At 65.6% G+C, this 22501-nt stretch carries 8 protein-coding genes; all 8 read left to right on the plus strand.

What is annotated here, in order from left to right:
• Positions 1-2: 2 nt before the first annotated feature.
• The 8 genes from gspK to HU767_RS03835 all read left to right on the plus strand — a co-directional run bounded on the left by gspK (position 3) and on the right by HU767_RS03835 (position 22326).
• Positions 3-989, plus strand: a complete 987-nt coding sequence (gene gspK, locus HU767_RS03800) for a type II secretion system minor pseudopilin GspK (protein ID WP_186728558.1) — start codon at positions 3-5, stop codon at positions 987-989.
• The gene (gene gspL, locus HU767_RS03805; protein WP_186728559.1) at positions 986-2158 is read left to right on the plus strand and encodes a type II secretion system protein GspL; all 1173 of its coding nucleotides are present in this window, start codon (positions 986-988) and stop codon (positions 2156-2158) included. The genes gspK and gspL overlap by 4 nt, the downstream gene beginning before the upstream one ends.
• The gene (gspM, locus tag HU767_RS03810; protein WP_186728560.1) at positions 2151-2720 is read left to right on the plus strand and encodes a type II secretion system protein GspM; all 570 of its coding nucleotides are present in this window, start codon (positions 2151-2153) and stop codon (positions 2718-2720) included. Before gspL ends, gspM begins: the two co-directional genes overlap by 8 nt.
• A complete protein-coding gene (gene gspD / locus HU767_RS03815) occupies positions 2717-5083 on the plus strand; it encodes a type II secretion system secretin GspD (RefSeq protein WP_186704915.1) in 2367 nt (788 codons plus the stop codon). Before gspM ends, gspD begins: the two co-directional genes overlap by 4 nt.
• 175 nt (positions 5084-5258) lie before the next feature.
• A complete protein-coding gene (gene gspE / locus HU767_RS03820) occupies positions 5259-6677 on the plus strand; it encodes a type II secretion system ATPase GspE (RefSeq protein WP_186728561.1) in 1419 nt (472 codons plus the stop codon).
• The gene (gene gspF, locus HU767_RS03825) at positions 6677-7888 is read left to right on the plus strand and encodes a type II secretion system inner membrane protein GspF (protein WP_186728562.1); all 1212 of its coding nucleotides are present in this window, start codon (positions 6677-6679) and stop codon (positions 7886-7888) included. Before gspE ends, gspF begins: the two co-directional genes overlap by 1 nt.
• A gap of 515 nt (positions 7889-8403) precedes the next feature.
• Positions 8404-9585, plus strand: coding sequence for a substrate-binding domain-containing protein (locus HU767_RS03830; protein ID WP_186728563.1), 1182 nt, complete (start codon positions 8404-8406; stop codon positions 9583-9585).
• 279 nt (positions 9586-9864) lie between these two features.
• Positions 9865-22326 (plus strand): filamentous hemagglutinin family protein, encoded by a 12462-nt coding sequence (locus HU767_RS03835; protein WP_186728564.1) that lies wholly within the window; start codon positions 9865-9867, stop codon positions 22324-22326.
• Positions 22327-22501: the final 175 nt, after the last annotated feature.

Consider the following 22501-nt stretch of genomic DNA (forward strand, 5'->3'; position numbering starts at 1 on the left):
TGATGCGAACGGATTCGCCCCTCGCGGCGAAGCAGCGCGGCATGGCGGTGATCAGTGCCTTGCTGATCGCCGCTGTGGTGGCGGTGATCGCCGGGGGCATGTTGACCCGCCAGACCCTGTTCACCCGCAGCCTGGAAGCGGAGCAGTTGCGCGTCCAGGGTACGGCGCGCTTGCAGGGCGGTTTGCAACTGAGTCGCCAACTGCTCTGGGACGCTCGTCAGCGCGATCCCCTGACGCGTTTCGGCCAACCTTGGGCGAAACCCATCGTGATGCCGGGTTCGGATCAAATCGACATGCCGTTCGAAGGCCAGTTGGAAGACGAACAAGGCAAGTTCAACCTGCGCAACCTCGTCGCCAATGAGCGCGTGGACGAGGAACAAGTGCAAGCGTTCGAACGCCTGTGCCAGCAGTTGGGTGTGGCCGCGACGGTCCGTACGCGCATCGTCGAACGGGTGGTCGAGGCGTATCCGCGCTTGTTGAATCCGCAGCGGTCGGACCAGGCACCACAGGGCAATACCTTCGACAGCGGCCGCGAAACGTCGCCGTTGGCCGCCAACAAGCCGCTTTCACCAACGCGCCCGATGCTGCGCACCTTGCAAGACTTGCGCAGCGTCAAGGGCGTCACCCCTCGGTTGCTGGACACCCTGGCGCCGTACGTGACGATCTTGCCGGCCAACACCTGGATCAACGGCAACACCGCCAGCGCCCCGGTGTTGGCCGCGTACGTGCCGGGGCTGTCGCTGCAACGGGCCGAGGCGCTGGTCAGGGAACGCGACGGTGGCCATTGGTTTATCAACCGCGGGGATTTCGTCAATCGCCTGCGCATGCCCGAATTGGACACCGCCAACGTCAAGGTCGGTATCACCAGCGACTGGTTTCGCCTGCGGGGCCAGGCGCGCAGTGGTCAGCGCCGGGTCGAACTGGAGGCGTTGCTACAACGCAGCGAGGACCGCTTGCCCCAGGTGATCTGGTCAAGGGTGGGCGTATGACCCGCTTGCGCATTGGCCTGGCGCCGCTGGGCAGCCTGGATCTCGACAGTGTGGTGGCGTTTGCCTGGCTGGATCGCCAGGGCCAGGTCCGCGAGCAAGGCCAAAGCAGCCTGCGGGCGTTGGGCCAGGGCAGTAAAAATCTATCAGTGGAATGCTTCCTTCATCCCCGCGACAGCTTGCTGACCCGCCTGGAGTTGCCGCTGTTGCCGGCGGCCAAGATCACCGCAGCGGTGACGTGCGCGGCCCAGGCCTTGATGCTCGGTGCCAGCGAACAGATGCAGGTGGCCCACGGTCCGCGTGACGTCGACGGGCAGGTGCAGATCGCCTGGCTGGACCGTGAATCCCTCGCCCACCTGGGGCGGCTGGTGCAGCAGGCCGGTTTGAAGCTAAGTGGCCTCTACCCGGCGGCCTACGCCTTGCCGGTGCTGCCGGGGCCGGTGGCCTGTATCGAGGACGATCATCTGCTGGTGCGCCATGGCCTGCAGCACGCCGTGGTGCAACCGTTGCAGGAGGAGGCGCTGGACGAGTGGCTCCTGGAAATGGGGAGCGGGCTGCATTGGGTGGGCAAAGTTCCACCGCAATCTTCCCTCGACCCCTTGGCTGACAGCCAACGCTGGATTGGCCCTGTGCCGGGTTGGGGCTTGCATGCCGGCCTTTCCCGCAGCGCGGCCGAGCGCGGTGGTTGGGGGCGGGCGGCGGCAATCTGCGCGACAGCGCTGGCGGTGTGGGTGGTCGGGCTGAACCTCTACGCCGCCCGCGAAGCGGCCCAGGGCCAACGGCTCAAGGCGCAGATGAGCCAGCGGGTGAAGCAGGCGTTTCCCGAATTGCCGGTGATTCTCAACCCGCTGCAGCAGGCGCGCCAGCAAATCGCAGCGCGCCAGAGCGGCGCGGCGACTGACCCGGCCCAACGCTTTGCCAGCCTGGTGCAGCAGGCGGGCAGCGCCATGCCGTTCATGAGCGGCAATGTCCAGGCGCTGGCGTTCGAGAACGGTGAGTTGCGCCTGAATGTCGTGGCCGAGGCGCAGAAGCCCGCCGCCGACGATGATTGGAAAATCCCCCTGGCCCAGGCCGGCATCGACATCGCCGCCGTCGACCAGGGCTGGGTCCTACGCGTGGCTCCAGCGGGCCAGGACGCCCCCGACGAAACCCCGGAAGCCGACGATGAATAAGCACTCCCTGGCCCTGGCACGGGTCCGTTGGCAAACCTTTCGCACGCAATTGCGCACGTTCTGGCAGGGGCTTGCCGCCCGCGAACAAGCCGCCGTGGCCCTGGCTGCGCTGGTGCTGGGTGGCTGTCTGGTCTGGCTCGCACTGATCCAGCCGCCGCTGAAGACCATCGCCTATTGGCAAGCCGAAACCCCGAAGCTGCGCTCACAGACCGAAGCCCTTGAGGTGCTGTTGCGTGACGTCGCGGGGCCTGCCCAAGACCAGCCCCTCGAAGCCGCCTTGCGCCAGAGCCTGGACGCCAGCGGCTTGAGCCAGCACTACCAATTGCAAATGTCCGAGGGCCCCGGTGCCTGGCAGCTTACGTTCGACCAGGCCCCGGCGGAGGCGGTCATCAGTTGGCTACTGGGTAACCCACGGCAATTCTCCCTGGAGGTGATCGAGGCTCGTTTGCAGCGTTCCGTCCCGGCCAATACCGACACCCTCGACAACCACGACAACAGCGCCGGCACCTTGTCCGGAACCGTTCGCATGGATCAGGCGCAGAGCGCTAAGGAAGCTTCATGAAAGGGGCCCGATACCCACGTCATTGGCGCAAGGCTGCACCGCTGTTGTTGCTGGCGTTGAGTGCCTGCAACAGTACGCCGCCCGCGTCGCAGCCACCGTTGCTGGTGGACAGCGAACTGGGGATTCCGTTGGGAAGTACCCAGCGCAGCGGCGATGCATTGCTCGATCGCCAGCGGGCCCAGGACGGGCGTGAACGCAAGCCGGCGGTGCGGCATCAAGTCGACCTCACCGCCCGTGCCCGAGAGCCGCGCGGCAATGCGTCGGCGCGCACGCCCCTGGGGGATCAACCGGTGACGCTGAATTTCGTCGAGGCGGACATCCAGGCGGTGGTGCGGGCCTTGTCCCGTTCCACCGGCCAACAGTTCCTGGTGGACCCGCGGGTCAAGGGCAACCTGACGCTGGTCTCCGAGGGCCAGGTCCCGGCCCACCAGGCCTACGACATGCTGCTGGCCGCGCTGCGCATGCAAGGCTTCAGCGTGGTCGACGTCGGCGGTGTGGCCCAGGTGGTGCCGGAGGCGGATGCCAAGCTGCTGGGTGGGCCGATCTACAGCGCCGACAAACCGGCCGGCAACGGCATGCTGACCCGCACCTTCCGCCTGCAATACGAAAACGCCGTGAACCTGATCCCGGTGTTGCGGCCGATCGTGTCGCCGAACAACCCGATCAATGCCTACCCGGGCAACAACACCATTGTCGTCACCGATTACGCGGAGAACCTGTCGCGGGTGGCGCAGCTCATCGAAGGCATCGACACCCCAAGCGCCATCGACACCGATGTGGTGCCGGTGCACAACGGCATCGCCGTCGACATCGCGCAAATGGTCTCTGACCTGCTGGAAACCCAGGGCGGCGACCAGACCCAGAAGATCAATGTGATCGGCGACCCGCGCTCCAACTCCATCATCATTCGCGCCGGCAGCCCCGAGCGTACGGAGCTGGCGCGCAACCTGATCTACAAACTCGACAACGCCCAGAACAACCCGAGCAACCTGCACGTGGTGTACCTGCGCAACGCCCAGGCCGGCAAACTGGCCCAGGCCCTGCGCGGCTTGCTCACCGGGGAAAGCGAAGGCGAGGGCAACGACAACTCGCGCTCGGTGCTCAGCGGCATGGGCGCCAGCACCAACGGCCAGGGCGGGCAGGGCAGCAGTGGCGACGGCACCAGCAGCACCACCAGCGGCAGTGTGTCGAGCAGCGGCAACGGCTACGCCCAGGGCAGCAACGGCTCCCCCAGCACGACGTCGACGAACAGTGAGCAGGGCACCGCCTTCAGCGCCGGCGGCGTGACCATCCAGGCCGACGCCACCACCAACACCTTGCTGATCTCCGCGCCGGACCCGCTGTACCGCAACCTGCGGGAGGTCATCGACCTGCTGGACCAGCGTCGCGCCCAAGTGGTGATCGAGAGCCTGATCGTCGAGGTCGGCGAGGACGACGCAAGCGAATTCGGTGTGCAATGGCAGACCGGCAACCTTGGCGGCAGCGGCGTGATCGGCGGGGTCAATCTCGGCGGCACGGGGCTCAACCTCAATGGCAAGACCAGCATCGACGTGTTGCCCCAGGGCCTGAACCTGGGCTTGGTCAACGGCACCGTGGACATTCCCGGCATCGGCAAGATCCTCGACCTCAAGGTCCTGGCCCGGGCCTTGAAGAGCAAGGGCGGCACCAACGTGCTGTCGACGCCGAACCTGCTGACCCTGGACAACGAAGCGGCGAGCATTTTCGTTGGCCAGACCATTCCGTTCGTCAGCGGCAGCTACGTCACCGGCGGGGGCGGTACCAGCAACAACCCATTCCAGACCGTGACCCGTGAGGAGGTGGGCTTGAAGCTCAACGTCCGGCCACAGATTTCCGAAGGCGGGACGGTCAAGCTCGATATCTATCAGGAAGTCAGCAGTGTCGACAACCGCGCTTCGAGTACCACGGGCATCGTCACCAACAAGCGCGCCATCGACACCAGCATCCTGCTCGACGACGGGCAGATCATGGTCCTGGGCGGGCTGCTGCAGGATGGTTACAGCCAGAGCAACGACGCGGTGCCGTGGCTGTCGACCATTCCCGGGATCGGCGCGCTGTTTCGCAACGAACGGCGGCAGGTCACCAAGACCAACCTGATGGTGTTCCTGCGGCCCTATATCATCCGCGACACGGCGGCGGGGCGCGGCATCACCCTCAATCGCTACGACTTCATGCGCCGCGCCCAGGGCCTGTTGCAACCGGAGCGCAGCTGGGCACTGCCGGACGTCCAGGCGCCGCAACTGCCGGCCTCGGCCCGGGCGATTCCGGGCGCCGCGCCGGTGAGCTTGCAAACGCCCAGGGCGGTGATCAAGGCGGTGCCCGCAACGGAGCCGGTTGGACAATGAGCATTCAACCTGTGGCGAGGGAGCTTGCTCCCGCTGGGCTGCGCAGCAGACCCGAAACCTGGCGCCTCGGTGCGTCAGGCAGATCGCATTCAACCTGTTTGGGGTCGCTTCGCAACCCAGCGGGAGCAAGCTCCCTCGCCACAGGGGCCATGTCAGTCAGAGAGGAGGTGTCGGCATGACTACCCTCCCATACGCCTGGGCCAAGGCCCAGCGCCTGGTGTTGCGCCAGTCCGAAGACGGCGCGGTGTTGATGGTATGCCCGTCCACGCCGGGCTGGTCCATCAGTGAAGTGCGCCGTCAGTTCGGTGAGGTGCGGCTGGAACGGGTGCGCGACGATGAACTCGACGGCTTGCTCAACAGCGCCTATGCCGACACCGGCAGCGCTGCCGCAGTCGTGGGCGCGGCGGAAAACGAAGTCGACCTCGACCGGCTGATGCAGGACATCCCCGAGATCACCGACCTGCTGGACACCCAGGACGGCGCGCCGGTGATCCGCATGATCAACGCCTTGCTGACCCAGGCTGCCCGGGACGAGGCCAGCGACATCCACATCGAACCCTACGAGAGCCATTCGGTGGTGCGCTACCGCGTCGACGGCACCCTGCGGGATGTGGTTTCGCCGCGCAAGGCCCTGCACGGTGCGCTGGTGTCGCGGATCAAGATCATGGCCCAGCTCGACATCGCCGAAAAACGCCTGCCCCAGGACGGCCGGATCGCCCTGCGCGTGGCCGGGCGCCCGATCGATATCCGCGTCTCGACGGTGCCCACCGGCCATGGCGAGCGGGTGGTGATGCGCTTGCTGGACAAGCAGGCCGGACGCCTGCAGCTGGAAACCCTGGGGATGGACCCGGGCGTGCTGGGCAAGCTCGATCACCTCATCCGCCAGCCCCACGGCATCGTCCTGGTCACTGGCCCCACCGGCAGTGGCAAAACCACCAGCCTCTACGCCGCCCTGGCCCGGCTGGACGCCAGCGTCCATAACATCCTCACCGTGGAGGACCCGGTGGAATACGACCTGCCGGGCATCAGCCAGATCCAGGTCAACGCCAAGATCGACATGACCTTCGCCCTGGCGTTGCGGGCGATCCTGCGCCAGGACCCGGACATCATCATGATCGGTGAAATCCGCGACCTGGAAACCGCGCAAATCGCCGTGCAGGCCTCCCTGACCGGTCACTTGGTGCTGGCGACGTTGCACACCAACGACGCGGTGTCGGCCATCAACCGCTTGATCGACATGGGCGTCGAGCCATTCCTGCTGGCCTCGTCGATGCTCGGCGTGCTGGCCCAGCGACTGGTGCGCAGGCTCTGCCCGCAGTGCAAGCAACCCGACCCGGCGACGCCCGGCACCTGGCGTCCGGTGGGGTGCCCAACGTGTAACCAGACCGGCTACAGCGGCCGCACGGGTATCCATGAATTGTTCTGCATTGACGACGACATTCGCACGCTGATCCACCAAGGGGCAGGGGAGCAGGCACTGCGCGCCGCCGCCCGCCAGGCTGGCATGTTCAGCATGCGCGAGGATGGCGAGCGTTGGGTGCGCAGTGGCACCACGGCCCCTGAAGAAATCCTGCGCGTAACACGGGACGCCTGATGAATCGCTACCGTTTCGAGGCCGCCGACGCCCAGGGCAAAATCGAGTCTGGACACTTGGAAGCCGACAGCCAGGGCGCCGCTTTCAATCTGTTGCGCAGTCGCGGCTTGACCGCGTTGCAGGTGCAGCTCGAGCGCAACACGGCGCAGGCCAGCGGCGGTGGTTTGTTCAGCGCCAAGCTCTCGGACAACGACCTGGCCTGGGCCACCCGTCAACTGGCGAGCCTGCTGGGTGCCAGCCTGCCGCTGGAAGCGGCGTTGAGCGCCACGGTGGAACAGGCCGAGCGCAAGCACATCGCCCAGACCCTGAGCGCGGTGCGCGCCGATGTGCGCAGCGGCATGCGCCTGGCCGAAGCCCTGGCGGCGCGGCCGCGGGACTTTCCGGAAATCTATCGGGCGCTGATTGCGGCCGGTGAAGAGTCTGGTGACCTGGCCCAGGTGATGGAGCGGCTGGCCGATTACATCGAAGAACGCAACAACTTGCGGGGCAAGATTCTCACAGCGTTCATCTATCCCGGGGTGGTGGGGCTGGTGTCGGTCGCCATCGTGATTTTCCTCCTCAGCTATGTGGTGCCCCAGGTGGTCAGTGCGTTCTCCCAGGCCCGCCAGGATCTGCCCGGGCTGACCGTGGCGATGCTCACCGCCAGTGACTTCATCCGTGCCTGGGGCTGGTTATGTTTTGGCGTATTGGCCGGGGGCTTCTGGAGTTGGCGGCTGTACCTGCGCAAACCGGCGGCACGGTTGAACTGGCACGCACGGGTGTTGCGCCTGCCGCTGATCGGGCGTTTTGTACTGGGCCTCAACACCGCGCGTTTTGCCTCGACCCTGGCGATTCTTGGCGGCGCCGGGGTGCCGTTGTTGCGAGCGCTTGAGGCCGCGCGCCAGACGCTGTCCAACGAGCGCCTGAGCCAGAGCGTCAGCGAGGCCACGGCCAAGGTCCGCGAAGGGGTCAACCTGGCGGCGGCGCTGCGGGTGGAAAAAGTCTTCCCGCCGGTGCTGATCCACCTGATCGCCAGCGGCGAGAAAACCGGCTGCCTGCCACCGATGCTCGAACGCGCCGCGCAAACCCTGTCCCGCGACATCGAACGCCGCGCCATGGGCATGACCGCACTGTTGGAGCCGCTGATGATCGTGGTCATGGGCGGCGTGGTGCTGGTGATCGTCATGGCGGTGTTGTTGCCGATTATCGAGATCAACCAGTTGGTTCAATAGCCCGCCGCGCAAAAACCGTGGCGAGGGAGCTTGCTCCCGCTGGGCTGCGCAGCAGCCCCAAAACCTGACACCCCGGTACATCAGGCGGATCGCGTTGGACCTGTTTGGGGTCGCTTCGCAACCCAGCGGGAGCAAGCTCCCTCGCCACAAAAGCTGATCGGCAAAATTTTTTTCAATGCATCAGACATCTCCCGACCCTTGCCCACGCCAAACTCGGGTTCCTCGTTCTGTCATGTTCGCTCGCCAGGCGACCACCCGCCGCGACCTCCACTCCCGCTGTGCAGGGCTCAGTCGTGAAACCCGCCTGAAACCCCAGTCCAGAGCCCTCGAACACCCGAGAAAAACACCCTGAAAACAACCCTCGGCTCCCGAGGTTTTTTCCTTTATCTGTCACCGGAAGCTGCGAATTTCTAACCCATGGCCTCACCCCATCGCCATCGGCACAGGACCGAGCGCCATGACGGCAAGCATGCGTCACTCAACCTACGTACGAACACGACGAAAGGAGATTCTTCATGTTTAAGCGCACTATGATCGCAGCGTCCCTGGCAGTAGCCGCCCTGGCTTCGGCCCAATCGATGGCCGCGGTTGTCGGTGGCGGTGCCACCCTGCCTGAGAGACTCTACAACGGCGCTTCGCCTCTGCCACGCCTGTTGCCGACAGACTTCAGCTACACCGGTGTCGGCAGCGGCGCCGGCAAGACGGCTTTCCTGACCAACGCACCTGCTTCGATCAACCAGCCTGCCGGTACCCCGGTTGACTTCGCCGGTAGCGACTCGGTCATCAACCAGACTGACCTGACCAACTACAACAACGCCTTCGGTGCCACCTTCGGCAAACTGATCCAGATTCCATCGGTAGGCACTTCGGTCACCGTTCCGTACAAAAAAACCGGCACCACCACCCTGCAACTGACCGGCGCCCAACTGTGTGACATTTTCTCCGGCACCGTGACCACCTGGGGCCCGATCCTGGGTAACAGCGACGCCACCCCGATCAAGGTCATCTACCGTTCCGGCAGCAGCGGCACCACCGAATTGTTCGCCCGTTTCCTGAATGATTCCTGCCCTACCCAGTTCGGTGTCAGCAGCACCTTTACCACTGCCAAAGTAGGCGCCGAGCCTGCCAACTGGCAAGCCGTTGCCGGCAGCGCTGACGTGGTGACCGCGGTCAACGCCACCAATGGCGCCATCGGTTATGTCAGCCCTGACTTTGTTTCTCCCAACAACAACGCCGTGGTTGCTCGCGTCAGCAAGAACGCCGTAGCCGCCGGCACCGCGCCACTGCCAAGCCTGGCCAACACCACCGCCGCCCTGGGTACCGCTCCAGTCCCGGCTACCGCTGCCGATCGTGCCAACCCATTGAAGTGGGTCCCTACCTTCGGTTCCGCCGCCAATGACACCGCTGTTCCCACAGGCGCCAACCAGTACCCGATCGTGGGTTACACCAACCTGCTCGTGGGTCAGTGCTACAAGACCGCTGCCGATGCCACCGCCATCCGCAACTTCCTGACCAGCCTGTACACCGGCACCAAAAACACCGTCATCAACGCCCACGCGTTCGCCATCGTCCCTGGCACCAGCGCAACACCGACCAACCTGGCTGGCGAAATCAAGAAAACCTTCCTCGACAACGCCTATGGCGACGGCCTGGATATCGCCAACATCAGCGTCTGCAACGGCAAAGGTCGTTTGTAAGCCGCACGCAGGAAGCCGCTCAGGCCACAGGATGTGGCCACTCTGAAAACAGCATCGGTAGCGGCCAGGTTGGCGCTGCCGATGTTGTTTTTCTGCGCCTGGAAACCTTGCGCGCTTCGCTGTTCCAGATGATTTCGCTGCCCGGCCGGCACGCAGATGAACTTTGTATGACAAGCGTTCGGTCGCGCACCGTTGTAACCGCCTATCAGGTATCGATACGGCCACCTCGGGGCGGCTGTGTGACCTAACTCTGTGCTTTGGGAAAAGGATCGGATAGTGATGCGTCTGTCTAAAAAAACTTCGAAACCGACGCCTCGCGGCTTCGCCCCTGGATCCTCTCGCTCGGTACTGGAGCAGGGCGCGTTGTACCTGACCCCCCTGGCCCAGGCGATTGGCCTGTTGGTGCTCACGGGCACGGCCCAGGCCGCGCAGCCGGCGGCTTTCAGTTCGAGCTGGTTTGCCGCCAAGGGCGCGGCGCAGGCCACCAATACCGCCCGCCCGGGCGGGCAGGTTCCAGGCGCGCCGCCACCGCTGGCGCAACAGCAGACGGCCAACCAGCAATTGCAGCGCTCGCTGAGCAACCTCAACAACACGGTGGCGGCGATCGCCGCGCAGCAGGCCTTGCAGGCGGCGGGCCGTGCGTCAGCCTTCGCCAATCCGCAAACCATTCATAACGGCCTGGGTGGCAATGGCCTGAACCTGGTGATCGGCGCCGATGGCAAACCGGTCTTCAGCAACGTCGAGGCGCCGGTGCAGACCGAGGCGGGCGGCAAGACCCAGGTCTCGATCAAGCAGACGGCCGACAAGGCGATCATCAACTGGGACACTTTCAACGTCGGGCGCGATACCACCGTCAATTTCCAGCAGAACGCCGACTGGGCGGTGCTCAACCGGGTCAATAACGCGACCTCGCCGAGCCAGGTCCAAGGTGCGATCAAGGCCAATGGCACGGTGTTGATCCTCAACCAGAACGGCATCGTTTTCAGCGGCAGCAGCCAGATCAACGTGCGCAACCTGGTGGCCGCCGCCACCGCATTCGACGACAACCAGTTCAAGAACAATGGCCTTTACAGCCCCGGCGCGGCGCCGACCTTCACCAACGCCGGCGGCAAGGTGCGGGTCGAGCAGGGCGCGCGGATCGAAACCCACGCGCCTGCTAGCTCCACCGCCGGTGGCGGTTATGTGCTGTTGCTGGGCAGCGAAGTGGACAATGCCGGGACCATCAGCGCCCAGAAGGGCCAGGTCGCTCTGGCCGCCGGCAGTGATTTCGTGATCAAGAAAGGCCAAGGCACCGACGGTAACGCGCAATCATCGGTGCGCGGCAATCAAGTGGTCGCCAGCGGCACGGGCGAAGTCAGCAACAGCGGCCTGCTGCAGGCAGCATTGGGCGACGTGAGCCTGACCGGCCAGGACGTGCGGCAAAACGGCGTGGCGCTGGCCAGTACCTCGGTGGATTCACGCGGCACCCTGCACCTGACCGCCAGTCGCAGCGTGACCCTGGGCGAGGGCGCCACCAGTGCGATCCTGCTCGATAGCAGCAGTGCCCTGGACAGCCAGCGCAATGGTCTGCTGCAACCGCCCAGTGCAAACACTTCGCCTATCGTCGCGGTCGACGGCTATCGCCGCGACCAGTCGTTGATCGCCATCGACAGCGCCGGCACCGTCGACTTCCAGAAAGGCTCGATCACCCTCGCCAGCGGTGGCCAGGTCGGCGTCCGCGCGACCCAGCGCAGTCGGGTCGGCGATGGCGCGGTCATCGACGTGTCCGGTGCGCTGGGCGTCAAGGTGGCGATGGAATCCAACAGCATCAAGATCAACGTCCAGGGCAACGAACAGCGCGACGCCCCCGGTAACCGCGACAAGGGCGGCCTGAACAGCAAGGACGTGTGGGTCGACACCCGCGACCTGGTGTTCGTGCCCGCCGGAACCAACGGCTACGCGACGGATCGCTGGTACACCGCCGGTGGCCTGCTGGAGGTCAGCGGCTACCTGGGCACCCGCGTGCACAGCGTGGGTGAGTGGATGGCCCAGGGCGGTACGGTGTCCTTCAGCGGTAACGATGTGGTGACGCAGAAGGGCTCGCAGATCAACCTGTCCGGCGGCACCCTCGATGTGCAGTCCGGCATGGTCAAGCAAAGCTGGCTCAAGGGTGCGAACGGGCGACTGTATGAAATCTCCAGCGCCCCTGGCGACATCCTCTATGAAGGGGTGTACCAGGGTTACGAGGATCACAGTACGCGTTGGGGCCAGAGCCGGTTCTACTACAGTCCGCTGATCGCACCCCGGGAACGTTTCGAGCAGGGCTACAGCGTCGGTCGCGATGCCGGCTCCCTGGTGATCGGCACGCGCAACGCCGTGCTGGAAGGCCAGGTGGTCGGCGACACCTTCCAGAGCGACCGCCAGGTGCAGGCCGCCCAGGTCGGGCTGGACGGTTACAACCAGTCGGCGAAGGCGGTGGCCCGTGGCGCGCAACTGATCGTTGGCAACTACGTGCCTTACTACGTGAAAAGCAGCGGTACCCTGCAATACGCCTTGCGCGCCAATGCCGGCACGCTGCAGGACGTCGTCCTCGGGACCGAGGATCAATCCCTCGCGGCCGGAGTGGGGCTCCAGGACACCGTGGCTGAAGGGCGCGAAGGCCGCCTGTACCTGAACAGTGAACAGCTCAACGGCTTCGGCCTTGGCGCCGTGAAGATCGCCGCCACCGGCAGCATCAAGGTCGAAGGAGACCTGCAGGTCGCGCCGGCCGGCAGCATTACCCTGTACGGGCCGCAGGTCCAGGTCGACGCCAACCTGACGGCGCGGGGCGGCGAGATTGCCCTGGGCAACGTGTTGCAGCAAATCAGTGAGAGCGCCCGGATCGAGGACACCCGGATCGATGCCGTTGACGGCAGTCGCGCCGCCGTTCGCGTGGGCAAGGGCGTGACCCTCGATACCCGTGGCCTCTGGAGCAATCAACTGCACAATCCGAATGACAGCAGCGCGCTGCCGTTCCTCAATGGCGGCAACGTGTCCCTGCGCAGCAGCGGCGACCTGACGCTGGCGAGCGGCAGCCTGATCGATGTTTCATCGGGCGCCGCGCTGCTGGCCGATGGCAAGCAACGGGGTGGCAAGGGCGGTAACCTGACCCTGGCGGCCAACGCCAATACGTCCGCCGGCGAAGGGGTGCTGAGCCTCGACGGTGAGCTGCGCGGCCATGGGGTCAATGGCGGCGGACGCCTGAGCGTGCAGGCCGGCAAGGTGACCCTCAGCGACCACCCAGTGGCGGACGCCGACGCCGGCCTGGTGTTGGGCAATGACTTCTTCAACAAGGGCTTCTCGGCCTACGACATTACCGGTAACCAGGGACTGACCGTCAGCGATGGCACCCAGCTGGACGTCAGCATGCCGGTGTACCACTTTGGCGATAACCTTCAGGACGCAGCGACCGGCAGTGACCCGCAGACGCTGTTGTCGCTCTGGACCCCTGAGCTGTACCAGCAGGATGCGATCAAAGGCGTGTTGAGCCAGCGCAAGGGCGCGAACCTGAGCCTGCAGGCCGGCAGCATCCTGTCCACCGCCAGCGAGCGGGAAACGGCGGCGCTGGTGGTCGGTACGGGCGCGCGGATCAGTGTCGATCCAGGCAGCACTCTGAGCCTGGCCAGCGTCGGTCAGTTGAGCGTCGACGGGCAACTCGATGCCTGGGGCGGGAAAATCCTGCTGACCCAGATCAAGCCGGCGGGGTTGGCGGATATTCCAGTGGTCGAACGTCCCCATCAGCGTTCGATCCTGTTGGGCGAACATGCACGGCTGGACGTCTCGGCCCGCGCAGTCACGGCAGTGGATGCCCAGAACCGGCGTTACGGCCGGGTGGATGACGCCGGCAGCATTGTCATCGGTGGCAGCGTCGACACCGACAAAGGCACGGCCAGCGCGCCGGACCTGTTCGTGGTGGTGAAGCAGGGCGCGCGGCTGTTGGCCAACGGCGCCCAGGCCGAGCTGGATATCCGTGGCCAAGGCGCCACGACGCTGAGCAGCGCGGGCGGCAGCATCGCCTTGAGTTCGAACAATGGCTTGCGTCTGGACGGCGAGTTCCAGGCGGCTTCCGGCGGTGTGGGCGCTGCCGGTGGCAGCCTGTCGGTGGCGCTGGAAACCCCGCTGTACGATCGCTCGACGGTGGACGATCAGGTGCGGGTGCCGCGTGAGTTGATCCTGTCCCGGGGCACCGGCAGCGCTGCCACCGATGGCCTGATGAGCTACGGCCAGGGCCGCCTGGACGTCGATAAAGTCGGCCGCGGTGGGTTCGCCAACCTGACCTTGCTCAGCAACGGCATCCTGTCGTTCGCCGGTGATGTGAACCTGAACCTGGCGCAGAGCCTGCAAATCTATACCGGCTCCCTGGCGCTGGCCGAGGGCGCGCCGGGTGACAGCCGGATAGCCTTGAACGCCCCTTATGTGCGTCTGGCCGGGGCCGCGGCGCGAGGCGCCGACGTGCATGTACGCCCGACTATCCAGGGTGGCCTGTCGGTGCAGGACAGTGCCGCCCAATTGCAGGTCAATGCCGATCTGCTGGACCTGCGCGACGTCCTGACCCTGGGCGCTCATGGCGTGCTGGCGCGCCAGCAGGGCCCGGCCCTGGAGATCGATCGCCGCGGTTTTGCCCAGGCGCAGTTGAGCAGCCGGGGCGACCTGCGTTTTCTTGGCGGCTCGCCGCTGAATATCGAGAGTACGGCCACGCAACTGCTCAGCAACGCTGACCTGACCCTGCTGGCGGCGCAGATCTATCCGACCACGGGGGCCACGGCGCGGGTCAAGACCACCGCCGATTCGACCCTGCGGATCGGGCGTACCACCGACACGTTGCCGGCCCAACCGTATTCGGTGTTCGGTTCGCTGAGCCTGGACGCCGGCACCTTATTGCAGGGCGGCGTGCTGCGGGCGCCGTTGGGGCTGCTCAGCCTGGGCGAAGAAGGGGGCGATATCCAGACCTTGAAGTTGTTGCCGGGCAGTGTCACGTCGGTCAGCGGGGCCGGTTTGAACATGCCTTATGGCGGCACGGTCGACGGCTTGTCCTATCGCTACAACGGCAAGGACGTCCAATTGATCGGCGCGGGGGGCAGCACGTCGGTCAACGTGTTGTCGGTGGGCGTCTCGATGATCGGCCACAGCATCGACGTGCAACCCGGTGCCGTGCTGGATCTGTCCGGTGGCGGCGAACTGGCCGGCGCCGGTTTCATTTCCGGGCGGGGCGGCTCGACCGACGCGCGCTACAACCCGTTGGTGCAGATCGGTGCGGACGGTAGCCTGGTATTGCCGGGGTTGGACACCAACCCGGTGTACGCCATCGTCCCCGGCGACCAGCGCGGCTACGCGCCGCCGTCAGGGGAGGCCGGGGCGCGCGATCCGCTGATTGGCCAGCGCATTACCCTGGACGCGGGTGTTCCAGGCCTGCCGGCGGGCACCTACACCTTGCTGCCCTCGACTTATGCCTTGTTGCCGGGGGCGTTCCGGGTCGAACTCAATGGCCTGGCTGGCAGCGGAAGAATGACCAGCAGCCTGGCCATGCGCAACGGCTCCTGGGCCACCTCGGGAGGGTTGTCGATTGCCCATAGCAATATTCGCGATGCGCTGTCCAGCCAAGTGATCCTGACCTCGGCGGCCGTGCTGCGGCGTTATTCGCAATACAACGAAACCGGCTACGCAGCGTTCGCCAAGGCCGACGCCACGCTCAAAGGCGTGCCGCGGGCGATGATCGAGGCCGATGGCAAGACCCTCAAGCTCAAGTTCAAAGGGGTGGGCGACCCTGCCGAGACGTTCCGATTCAACGGAACAGCCCGTTTCAAACCGGCCGAGGGCGGCCTGGGCGGCAGCGTCGGCATTTTCGCCGACGCCACCCGCCTCGAAGTGCTGCCGGTCGGCCAACAGGCCACGGCGGGGTTCGCCGGTGCCTCGCTCCATGATCAGGCGCTCAATGCTCTACAGGCTCCGCGCCTGTCGATCGGGATGCTGCCCGGAGTCATCTACGGCCAGGGCGGCAATCTGGTGACCTTCAACTCGACGCTGTCCGACATCGTTCTGCGCCAGGGCAGCAGCCTCAAGGCCGGTGAGGTGTTCCTTGCCACTAACGTCAAGGCCGGTGCCATCGTGGTCGAGCAGGGGGCGAGCATCAATACCCTGGGCCAAGGCAGCGCACCGTTCGATTCCCGCAGCGGTTTCGTCTACGACCCGGGCCTGAACAGCTTGCTGGCGGTGTCCAACGGCTGGCTCGATGTGCTGCCGCCCTCTGCGGGCGCTTCGGGAAGAGGTCCGGGCTCGATCCTGATCGGCCAATGCGACACCGGCCATTGCAGCGGCACCACCGAACTCTATTCCCAAGGCACCATCACCGCGGCGACCGACAATGTCTTCAACCTCGATGAGTCGGTGCGCTTCGGCACGCGCAACCTGACGCTGGCGGTGGGCGCGATCAACATCGGTTCGGCCCAGGCGCTGGCGGCGGCCCAACAACGCCAGGCGCTGCCCAAGGGGCTGACCCTCAACCAGCAGGTGCTTGACCGCCTGCTGCGCGGCGATCGCCTCAAGGGCGCGCCCGCCCTGGAAAACCTGGTGCTCAATGCCCGGGATTCGGTGAACTTCTACGAAAGCGTCGAGCTCAGCACCCTGGACCCCTTGACGGGCAAGTCCAGCCTCCAGCGGCTGGTCCTCGGCACGCCGGCGATCTACGGCTACGGCGCGGCCGGTGACCATGCCAGCATTCGCACCGGCACCCTGGTGTGGAACGGTGCGCTGACGCCGGCCGGCGCGCCGCTGCTGGCCGGACCTGGCAACGGCAGCGGGGTGCTGGATATCCAGGCCCAGGTGCTGGAATTCGGTTACGGCCCGAATGCCCAGGCCAACAACCTCGACAACCCGCAGCGCCTCACGCTGGGCTTCAGCCAGGTCAACCTCACCGCCAGCCAGCGCATCACCGCCAACCACAAAGGCGCGTTGCAGGTGTACCAGTCCCGTGGCGACTATGTCAGCGGCAAAGGCTACAGCTACAGCGGCGGCGACCTGCGGGTGAACACACCGCTGTGGACCGGCGAGGCAGGCTCGGTCAACCGCATCACCGCCGGTGGCGCGCTGACGGTGGCGGGCATTGCCGGGGTGTCGGCCGCAGCCGTCGACAACGCGGCGCTGGGGGCTGAGTTGCAGCTACAGGCCGGCAGCCTGCTGCTTGACGGCACGGTCCGCCTGCCCAGCGGCAAGCTCACCCTCGGCGCCAGCGGCGACGTGGTGCTGGGTGACAACGCCCGGATCGACCTGGCCGGGCGCGAGGTGGTGCTCAACGATGTGCGCAAATACAGTTGGGGTGGTGATCTGTTTCTCGACAGCCGCACCGGCAATATCCGTCAGGCCGCCGGTTCGACCGTCGACCTCAGCGCCCGCAACAACCGCGCCGGCCTGCTCAGTGCGATCGCCCTCGACCCCGATGCCGGCCTGATCGACCTGCAAGGCCGCATCCTCGGTTCCGCCACCGGCACCTATAACGCCGGCGGCACCCTGGTGCCCTATGCCAGCGGCGCGGTGGACCTGCGCGGGCAAACCCTGGGGGATTTCGCTGCGCTGAACGGGCGGCTGAACCGTGACCAAGTGTTTGGCTCGCGCAGCTTCCAACTCAAGCAAGGCGACCTGGTGATCGGCAACGAACTCAAGGCCAATGCCATCAATGTCTCGGTGGACAACGGCAGCCTGACCGTGCTCGGCACTGTCGATGCCAGCGGGCAAGCGGTCGGGAGTATCCGTCTGGCGGCGAAACACGGGCTGACCGTCGCCGGCAGCGCGCTGCTCGATACCCACGGCAGCATTTTGCGGGTCGACAGCTACGGCAAGATCATCGACAGCCCCAACCGGGCGCTGATCGAACTCAACTCCGGGGACGGCCAGTTGACCCTGGCCAGCGGTGCGCGCCTGGACCTGCGCCACGGCACCGGCGCGCCGCTGGGCAATGGCCCGGGACAAAACGACGGCCGGGCCCGTGGCACCCTGGAGCTCAATGCCCCGCGGCTGCGGGTCGATGATCCGCGGTACGGCGATATCGCCATCGATGCCTCCGGCAACGTGTCGGTGCTCGGCGCGCGCTCCATCAACGTCAATGCGATTGCTCGTTATACCGATGCCCGTTACGGCACCGCGCCGGCGGTGGATGGGCGGCCTTATCAAGTGATCGATCAGCGATACCTGAACGATAAACACAATGACAGCGAGGCGTTCATCAATGCCGCGCTGAACAACGGCAATCTGCTCAACGGCAAACTGGCCGGGCTGAACAATGCGGCTTACGCCGATGCGCTGCACCTGCGGCCCGGCGTGGAAATCCTCAGCAAGACACCGGACGGCGACCTGGTGGTGGAGGGTGACCTGGACCTGTCCGGTTATCGCTACGCCAGCCTCAACCGCCACACGCAAAAGACCGATGTGTATGGCTCCGGCGAGGCGGGCAACCTGGTGGTGCGCGCCGGTGGCAACCTGAATATCTATGGCAGCATCAACGATGGTTTCGCGCCGCCGGAGGCTGGCGACCCGACGTTGCGCACCGATGGCAATGGCTGGTTGCTGATCGCTGGGAAACAGCCGTTCGGTGCTGACCTGGTGGTGCCGGGCGCTGGTGTCGAATTGGCTGAGGGTACCCTGTATCCGGCCGGCAGCCTGCTCAACTATGACGTACCCTTCAAGGGCGGCAGCCTGCCGGCGGGGCTCGAGCTGCCGACCACGCTGAGCCTGGGCGAGGCGCTGAACCTGCCGGCGGGTACGCTGTTGCAGGCCGCCATCCGCGATGCCAGCGGCAACCTCCTATATGCCGCTGGCACCTTGCTCAAAGAGGCGGTCAGCTTGCCGGTCGACACGCGCCTGGAAGCCGGTACCCGTTTGCCGATGGGCATAACCGTCAAGGACGGCACCTGGCCCAAGGGGGTCGCAGTGCCGGGCAGCGGGTTGACGTTGCGGAGCGCCCTGGCGTTGGGCTCCGGCGCGCTGATTCCTTCCGGCACCGACGTCAAGCTGGCGGAGGGGGTCGACCTGATCGAATTGCGCCCGGTCGAAAACGGTATCCAGGGCCGAAATTGGGCGGTCGCAAGCCTGCTGCCGGACGGCTCGCAATCCTGGTCGATGCGTTGGGTGGCGGGGGCCGATACCGAGGCGGCTGATACCCGCATCACCCGCCCTCATGCAGAGGCGGGCAGTTTGCAATTGGCCGATGGGCATTACCTGGCCAAGCGCGAGCAGACCGGTGGCGGTGGCGGAGGGGGTGGCGGAACGGGGTTGGTTTGGGCGCCAGGCAGCAATATCGGCGTGCCAGGAGAGCCCGTACCACCCGATATGTTGGATTTTTGCACCTGGATTCCAGGTGAATGTATCCCAGCACCGCCCAAAACGGTTTTGGTCTGGTCTCCGACCAACAATTATGGTGTACCAGGGGAGCCTGTGCCGCCTGATGCGCTGGATTTCTGCACCTGGTTTCCTGACTGGTGCGTGTTGGCTGTGGTTCCCGACAACCCTCCGGAGCCGATCCGCACCAAGGTCACTCCCGGCAGCCAGCTGTTCAGCGTCTTGCGCACCGGGACCGGCGATCTGGAACTGCTCAGTGCCGGTGATTTCACTATGCGGTCGCTGTTCGGGGTCTACACCGCCGGCACCCAGTCGGCCTCGTTGGCGCCGGGCGCCAACGACCCCTATCAGCAGGCCCGTGGCCGACAACCCGATGGCAGTGTGCTGGGCACTGCGGGTGCCGCCTATGAATCGCTCACCACCGGTGGCGCTTACCAGGCCTGGTACCCGGAGCAAGGCGGTAACCTCAAGCTGACGGTGGGCGGTGACCTGCACGGCGATTCGTTCTCCAAGAGAAACGTCGGCAGTGGGGCACAGAACACGTCTGCGGCAATGGGCAACTGGTTATGGCGCCAAGGCACAGGCACCACGGCCGATCCGGCCACGCAAATCCCTACCGCGTGGTGGATCAACTTCGGCACCTTCGCCCAGCAGCCTTCCACCGAGGCAGGAGATCCCTACCTGACGGGCTTTACCGGGATCGGCACGTTGGGCGGCGGCAACCTGAGCGTCGATGTGGGCGGCGACGCCGGCTTGATTTCCCAACAACTCGGTGTCCTGGGCGCCGATGTGGAGCGCAGCCAGGGGCTGGTGCTGGCCGTGGGCAGCAGTGGCCGGGTTGCCGCCGATGGCAGCCTGGTGTTGACCGGTGGCGGCGACCTGCGGTTGCGCATCGGCGGTGAACTCAACCCTTCCCAGGCGGCACGAGAGAGTGTCAGCGCGGCGGCTGATCTGAACGGGATGCTGGCCAACCTGCGCGGTTCATTGCAGTTGCAGGCTGGAGCGATCGGAGCGTTGGGCCTGACCTACGGCAGCTATGACGCTTTCCAGGATCCGAAAGAGTCTCGGGCCTATGACGCTTACGTTTCCACCATGGCCACCGCTCGCGGCGGCGTGACCCTGATGCCGGGGGATGCCGGCGTCAGCCTGGACAGCCGTGGCGACCTGGTGTTGCAGGGAGTGGGCGATCCGGGACGGGTGTTGATGCAGAACTCCACCGGCTACACCGACCGCGAAGGTGCCTATCGCAGTGGCGGTGGCCTGAGCCAATTCTCCCTGTGGACCGGCAATACCGCCATCGACCTGTTTAGTGTCGGCGGTAACCTGACGCCCATCGTCGCCATTGAAAAACTGGCCGGTCTCAATGCCTCAGTCTCCGGCGGACGTTTTGTCTACCCCTCGATCCTGCGGGCCGTCGCCGCCAATGGCAGCCTTTACTACGGACCATCGGCCCGTGGCGTCAGTGACGTGGCATCGGGGTTCTCGTTGATGACTGCGCCCTCGGCCAATGCCGAGTTGCAACTGATCGCCGCCGATTCGATTTATGCCGGCGGTTATGCGGTCACGCAGTCGGGGGCCGATCCGGCCCTGTTGTCCAGTCCGTTGCGCCCGGCCTTCGCCGGCTACAGCGGGATCAACAGCAATCCGAACTATGATAATTACGGCACTGGGGTCTATGTCGCGCCGAGCGAATTCCCGTTATTCAGTTTTGGCGCCAATACCTTCAGCGTCCAGCCGTATACCCGGCGCGAGCCGGTGCGTTTTTATGCGGTGAAGGGCGATATCGTCGGCCTGCGGACCGGCGAAGTGATTCGTTATCCAGCGTCGGGTGACGAGGTGCGCTACGAAGGCAGCGGCCCGCTGCGGGTGATGGCTGGGCGTGACATTGTCAACTCCGGCTTGCCGTTGAACACCGCGACTGATGTGCCTGCTGCCGTCAGTGGTTCGGCTGGCGGGCAATCCACCGGTAACTTGATCGTGCACAGTCGAAGCGATGAAATTTCCCAGGTTTCCGCGGGGCGTGACATCCGCCTGAGCACCTTTAATATTGCCGGTCCCGGCCTGCTGGAGGTCAGTGCCGGGCGCAACCTGTACGGGTCGGGCCCGGGCGTGGGGCAGTTGTACCAGGAGAGCGGCTTCAACAGCATTGGCAATGTCGACCCGGCGGCGCAGGTCCGTGACGGTGGCGCCTCGATCGCGCTGATTGCCGGGGCTGGCCCCCAAGGGCCGAACTATCGGGGTTTGCTGGCGCGTTACCTGCAACCAGGCGCGGCGCTGAAAGATTATCGCGGCGAACTGAACCAGTGGCTGAGTCAACGCTTCGGCTACAGCGCTGGCGAAGACCAGGCCCTGGCGTTTTTCGCCGGCCTGCCGACGGAACAGCAGAACGTCTTCGCCCGGCAGATCTACTTCGCCGAACTCAAGGCCGGGGGGCGCGAATACAACACCGTCGGTGGCGAGCGCAGTGGCAGTTACCGCCGGGGGCGCGAGGCGATTGCCGCGCTGTTCCCCAGCAAGGATGTGGCGGGCAACACCATTCGCTACGACGGTGACATCACGCTCTACGGCGGTTCGGGGATCCACACTGACTTTGGCGGCGATATCCAGGTGCTGACCCCGGGCGGGCAGCAGGTATTCGGGATCGAAGGTGACGCGCCACCGGCCTCGGCCGGGGTCATCACCCAGGGCCAGGGTGACATTCAGTTGTACGCCCAAGGCAGCATTTTGCTGGGCCAGAGCCGGATCATGACCACCTTTGGCGGTTCGATCCTCGGCTGGTCGGCCGGGGGCGATATCAACGCCGGGCGTGGTTCGAAGACGACGGTGGTCTACACGCCGCCAAGGCGCGTGTATGACACTTGGGGCAACGTCACCTTGTCGCCATCGGTACCGAGTACCGGCGCGGGTATCGCCACCCTCAACCCGATTGCCGAAGTGACGCCGGGAGACATCGACCTGATCGCGCCGTTGGGCACCATCGATGCGGGCGAGGCGGGGATCCGGGTGTCGGGCAACGTCAACATCGCGGCCTTGACCGTGGTGAACGCGGCCAACATCCAGACCCAGGGCAAATCCTCTGGCGTGCCGCTGGCGGCTTCGGTGAACACCGGGGCGATCACCTCGGCCAGTTCGGCGGCGTCTTCGGCGACGCAGGCGGCTGAGGATGTGGCCCGCCAGCAACAGAACGCCGCGCGGCAGAACCAGGCGTCGGTGTTCACCGTGCAGGTGGTGAGCTTTGGCTCCGAGCAACTGGCCCCGTCCCGCGATGGCGCCAGCCGCGAAGCCCCACGGGCCTACGACCCGGCCAGCCCGGTCCAGGTCCTGGGCGCGGGGCCTTTGGATGAACAGAGCCGCCAGCGGCTGACGGAGGAGGAGCGGGGGCGGTTGAGTTTGTAGGGGAATTCAGCTTGCGGTGATGTTGGCAGTGCTGGCCTCATCGCGAGCAAGCTCGCTCCCACAAGGGGGGGCTGCGGTGTTCATGAGCTTTTGCATGCACCGCAGGTCTCAGTGTGGGAGCGGGCTTGCTCGCGAAGACGGCGGCACAGCCAACATATATGCCAGCAGGTCCACC

Origin of the sequence: Pseudomonas sp. SWRI179, from assembly GCF_014268705.1 — a bacterium.
Lineage (GTDB): Bacteria > Pseudomonadota > Gammaproteobacteria > Pseudomonadales > Pseudomonadaceae > Aquipseudomonas > Aquipseudomonas zanjanensis.

Excerpts from the sequence above, each read along its gene's own strand:
- gspK (WP_186728558.1), top strand. The coding sequence starts at position 3 with ATGCGAACGGATTCGCCCCTCGCGGCGAAGCAGCGCGGCATGGCGGTG.
- gspL (WP_186728559.1), top strand. The coding sequence starts at position 986 with ATGACCCGCTTGCGCATTGGCCTGGCGCCGCTGGGCAGCCTGGATCTC.
- gspM (WP_186728560.1), top strand. The coding sequence starts at position 2,151 with ATGAATAAGCACTCCCTGGCCCTGGCACGGGTCCGTTGGCAAACCTTT.
- gspD (WP_186704915.1), top strand. The coding sequence starts at position 2,717 with ATGAAAGGGGCCCGATACCCACGTCATTGGCGCAAGGCTGCACCGCTG.
- gspE (WP_186728561.1), top strand. The coding sequence starts at position 5,259 with ATGACTACCCTCCCATACGCCTGGGCCAAGGCCCAGCGCCTGGTGTTG.
- gspF (WP_186728562.1), top strand. The coding sequence starts at position 6,677 with ATGAATCGCTACCGTTTCGAGGCCGCCGACGCCCAGGGCAAAATCGAG.
- HU767_RS03830 (WP_186728563.1), top strand. The coding sequence starts at position 8,404 with ATGTTTAAGCGCACTATGATCGCAGCGTCCCTGGCAGTAGCCGCCCTG.
- HU767_RS03835 (WP_186728564.1), top strand. The coding sequence starts at position 9,865 with ATGCGTCTGTCTAAAAAAACTTCGAAACCGACGCCTCGCGGCTTCGCC.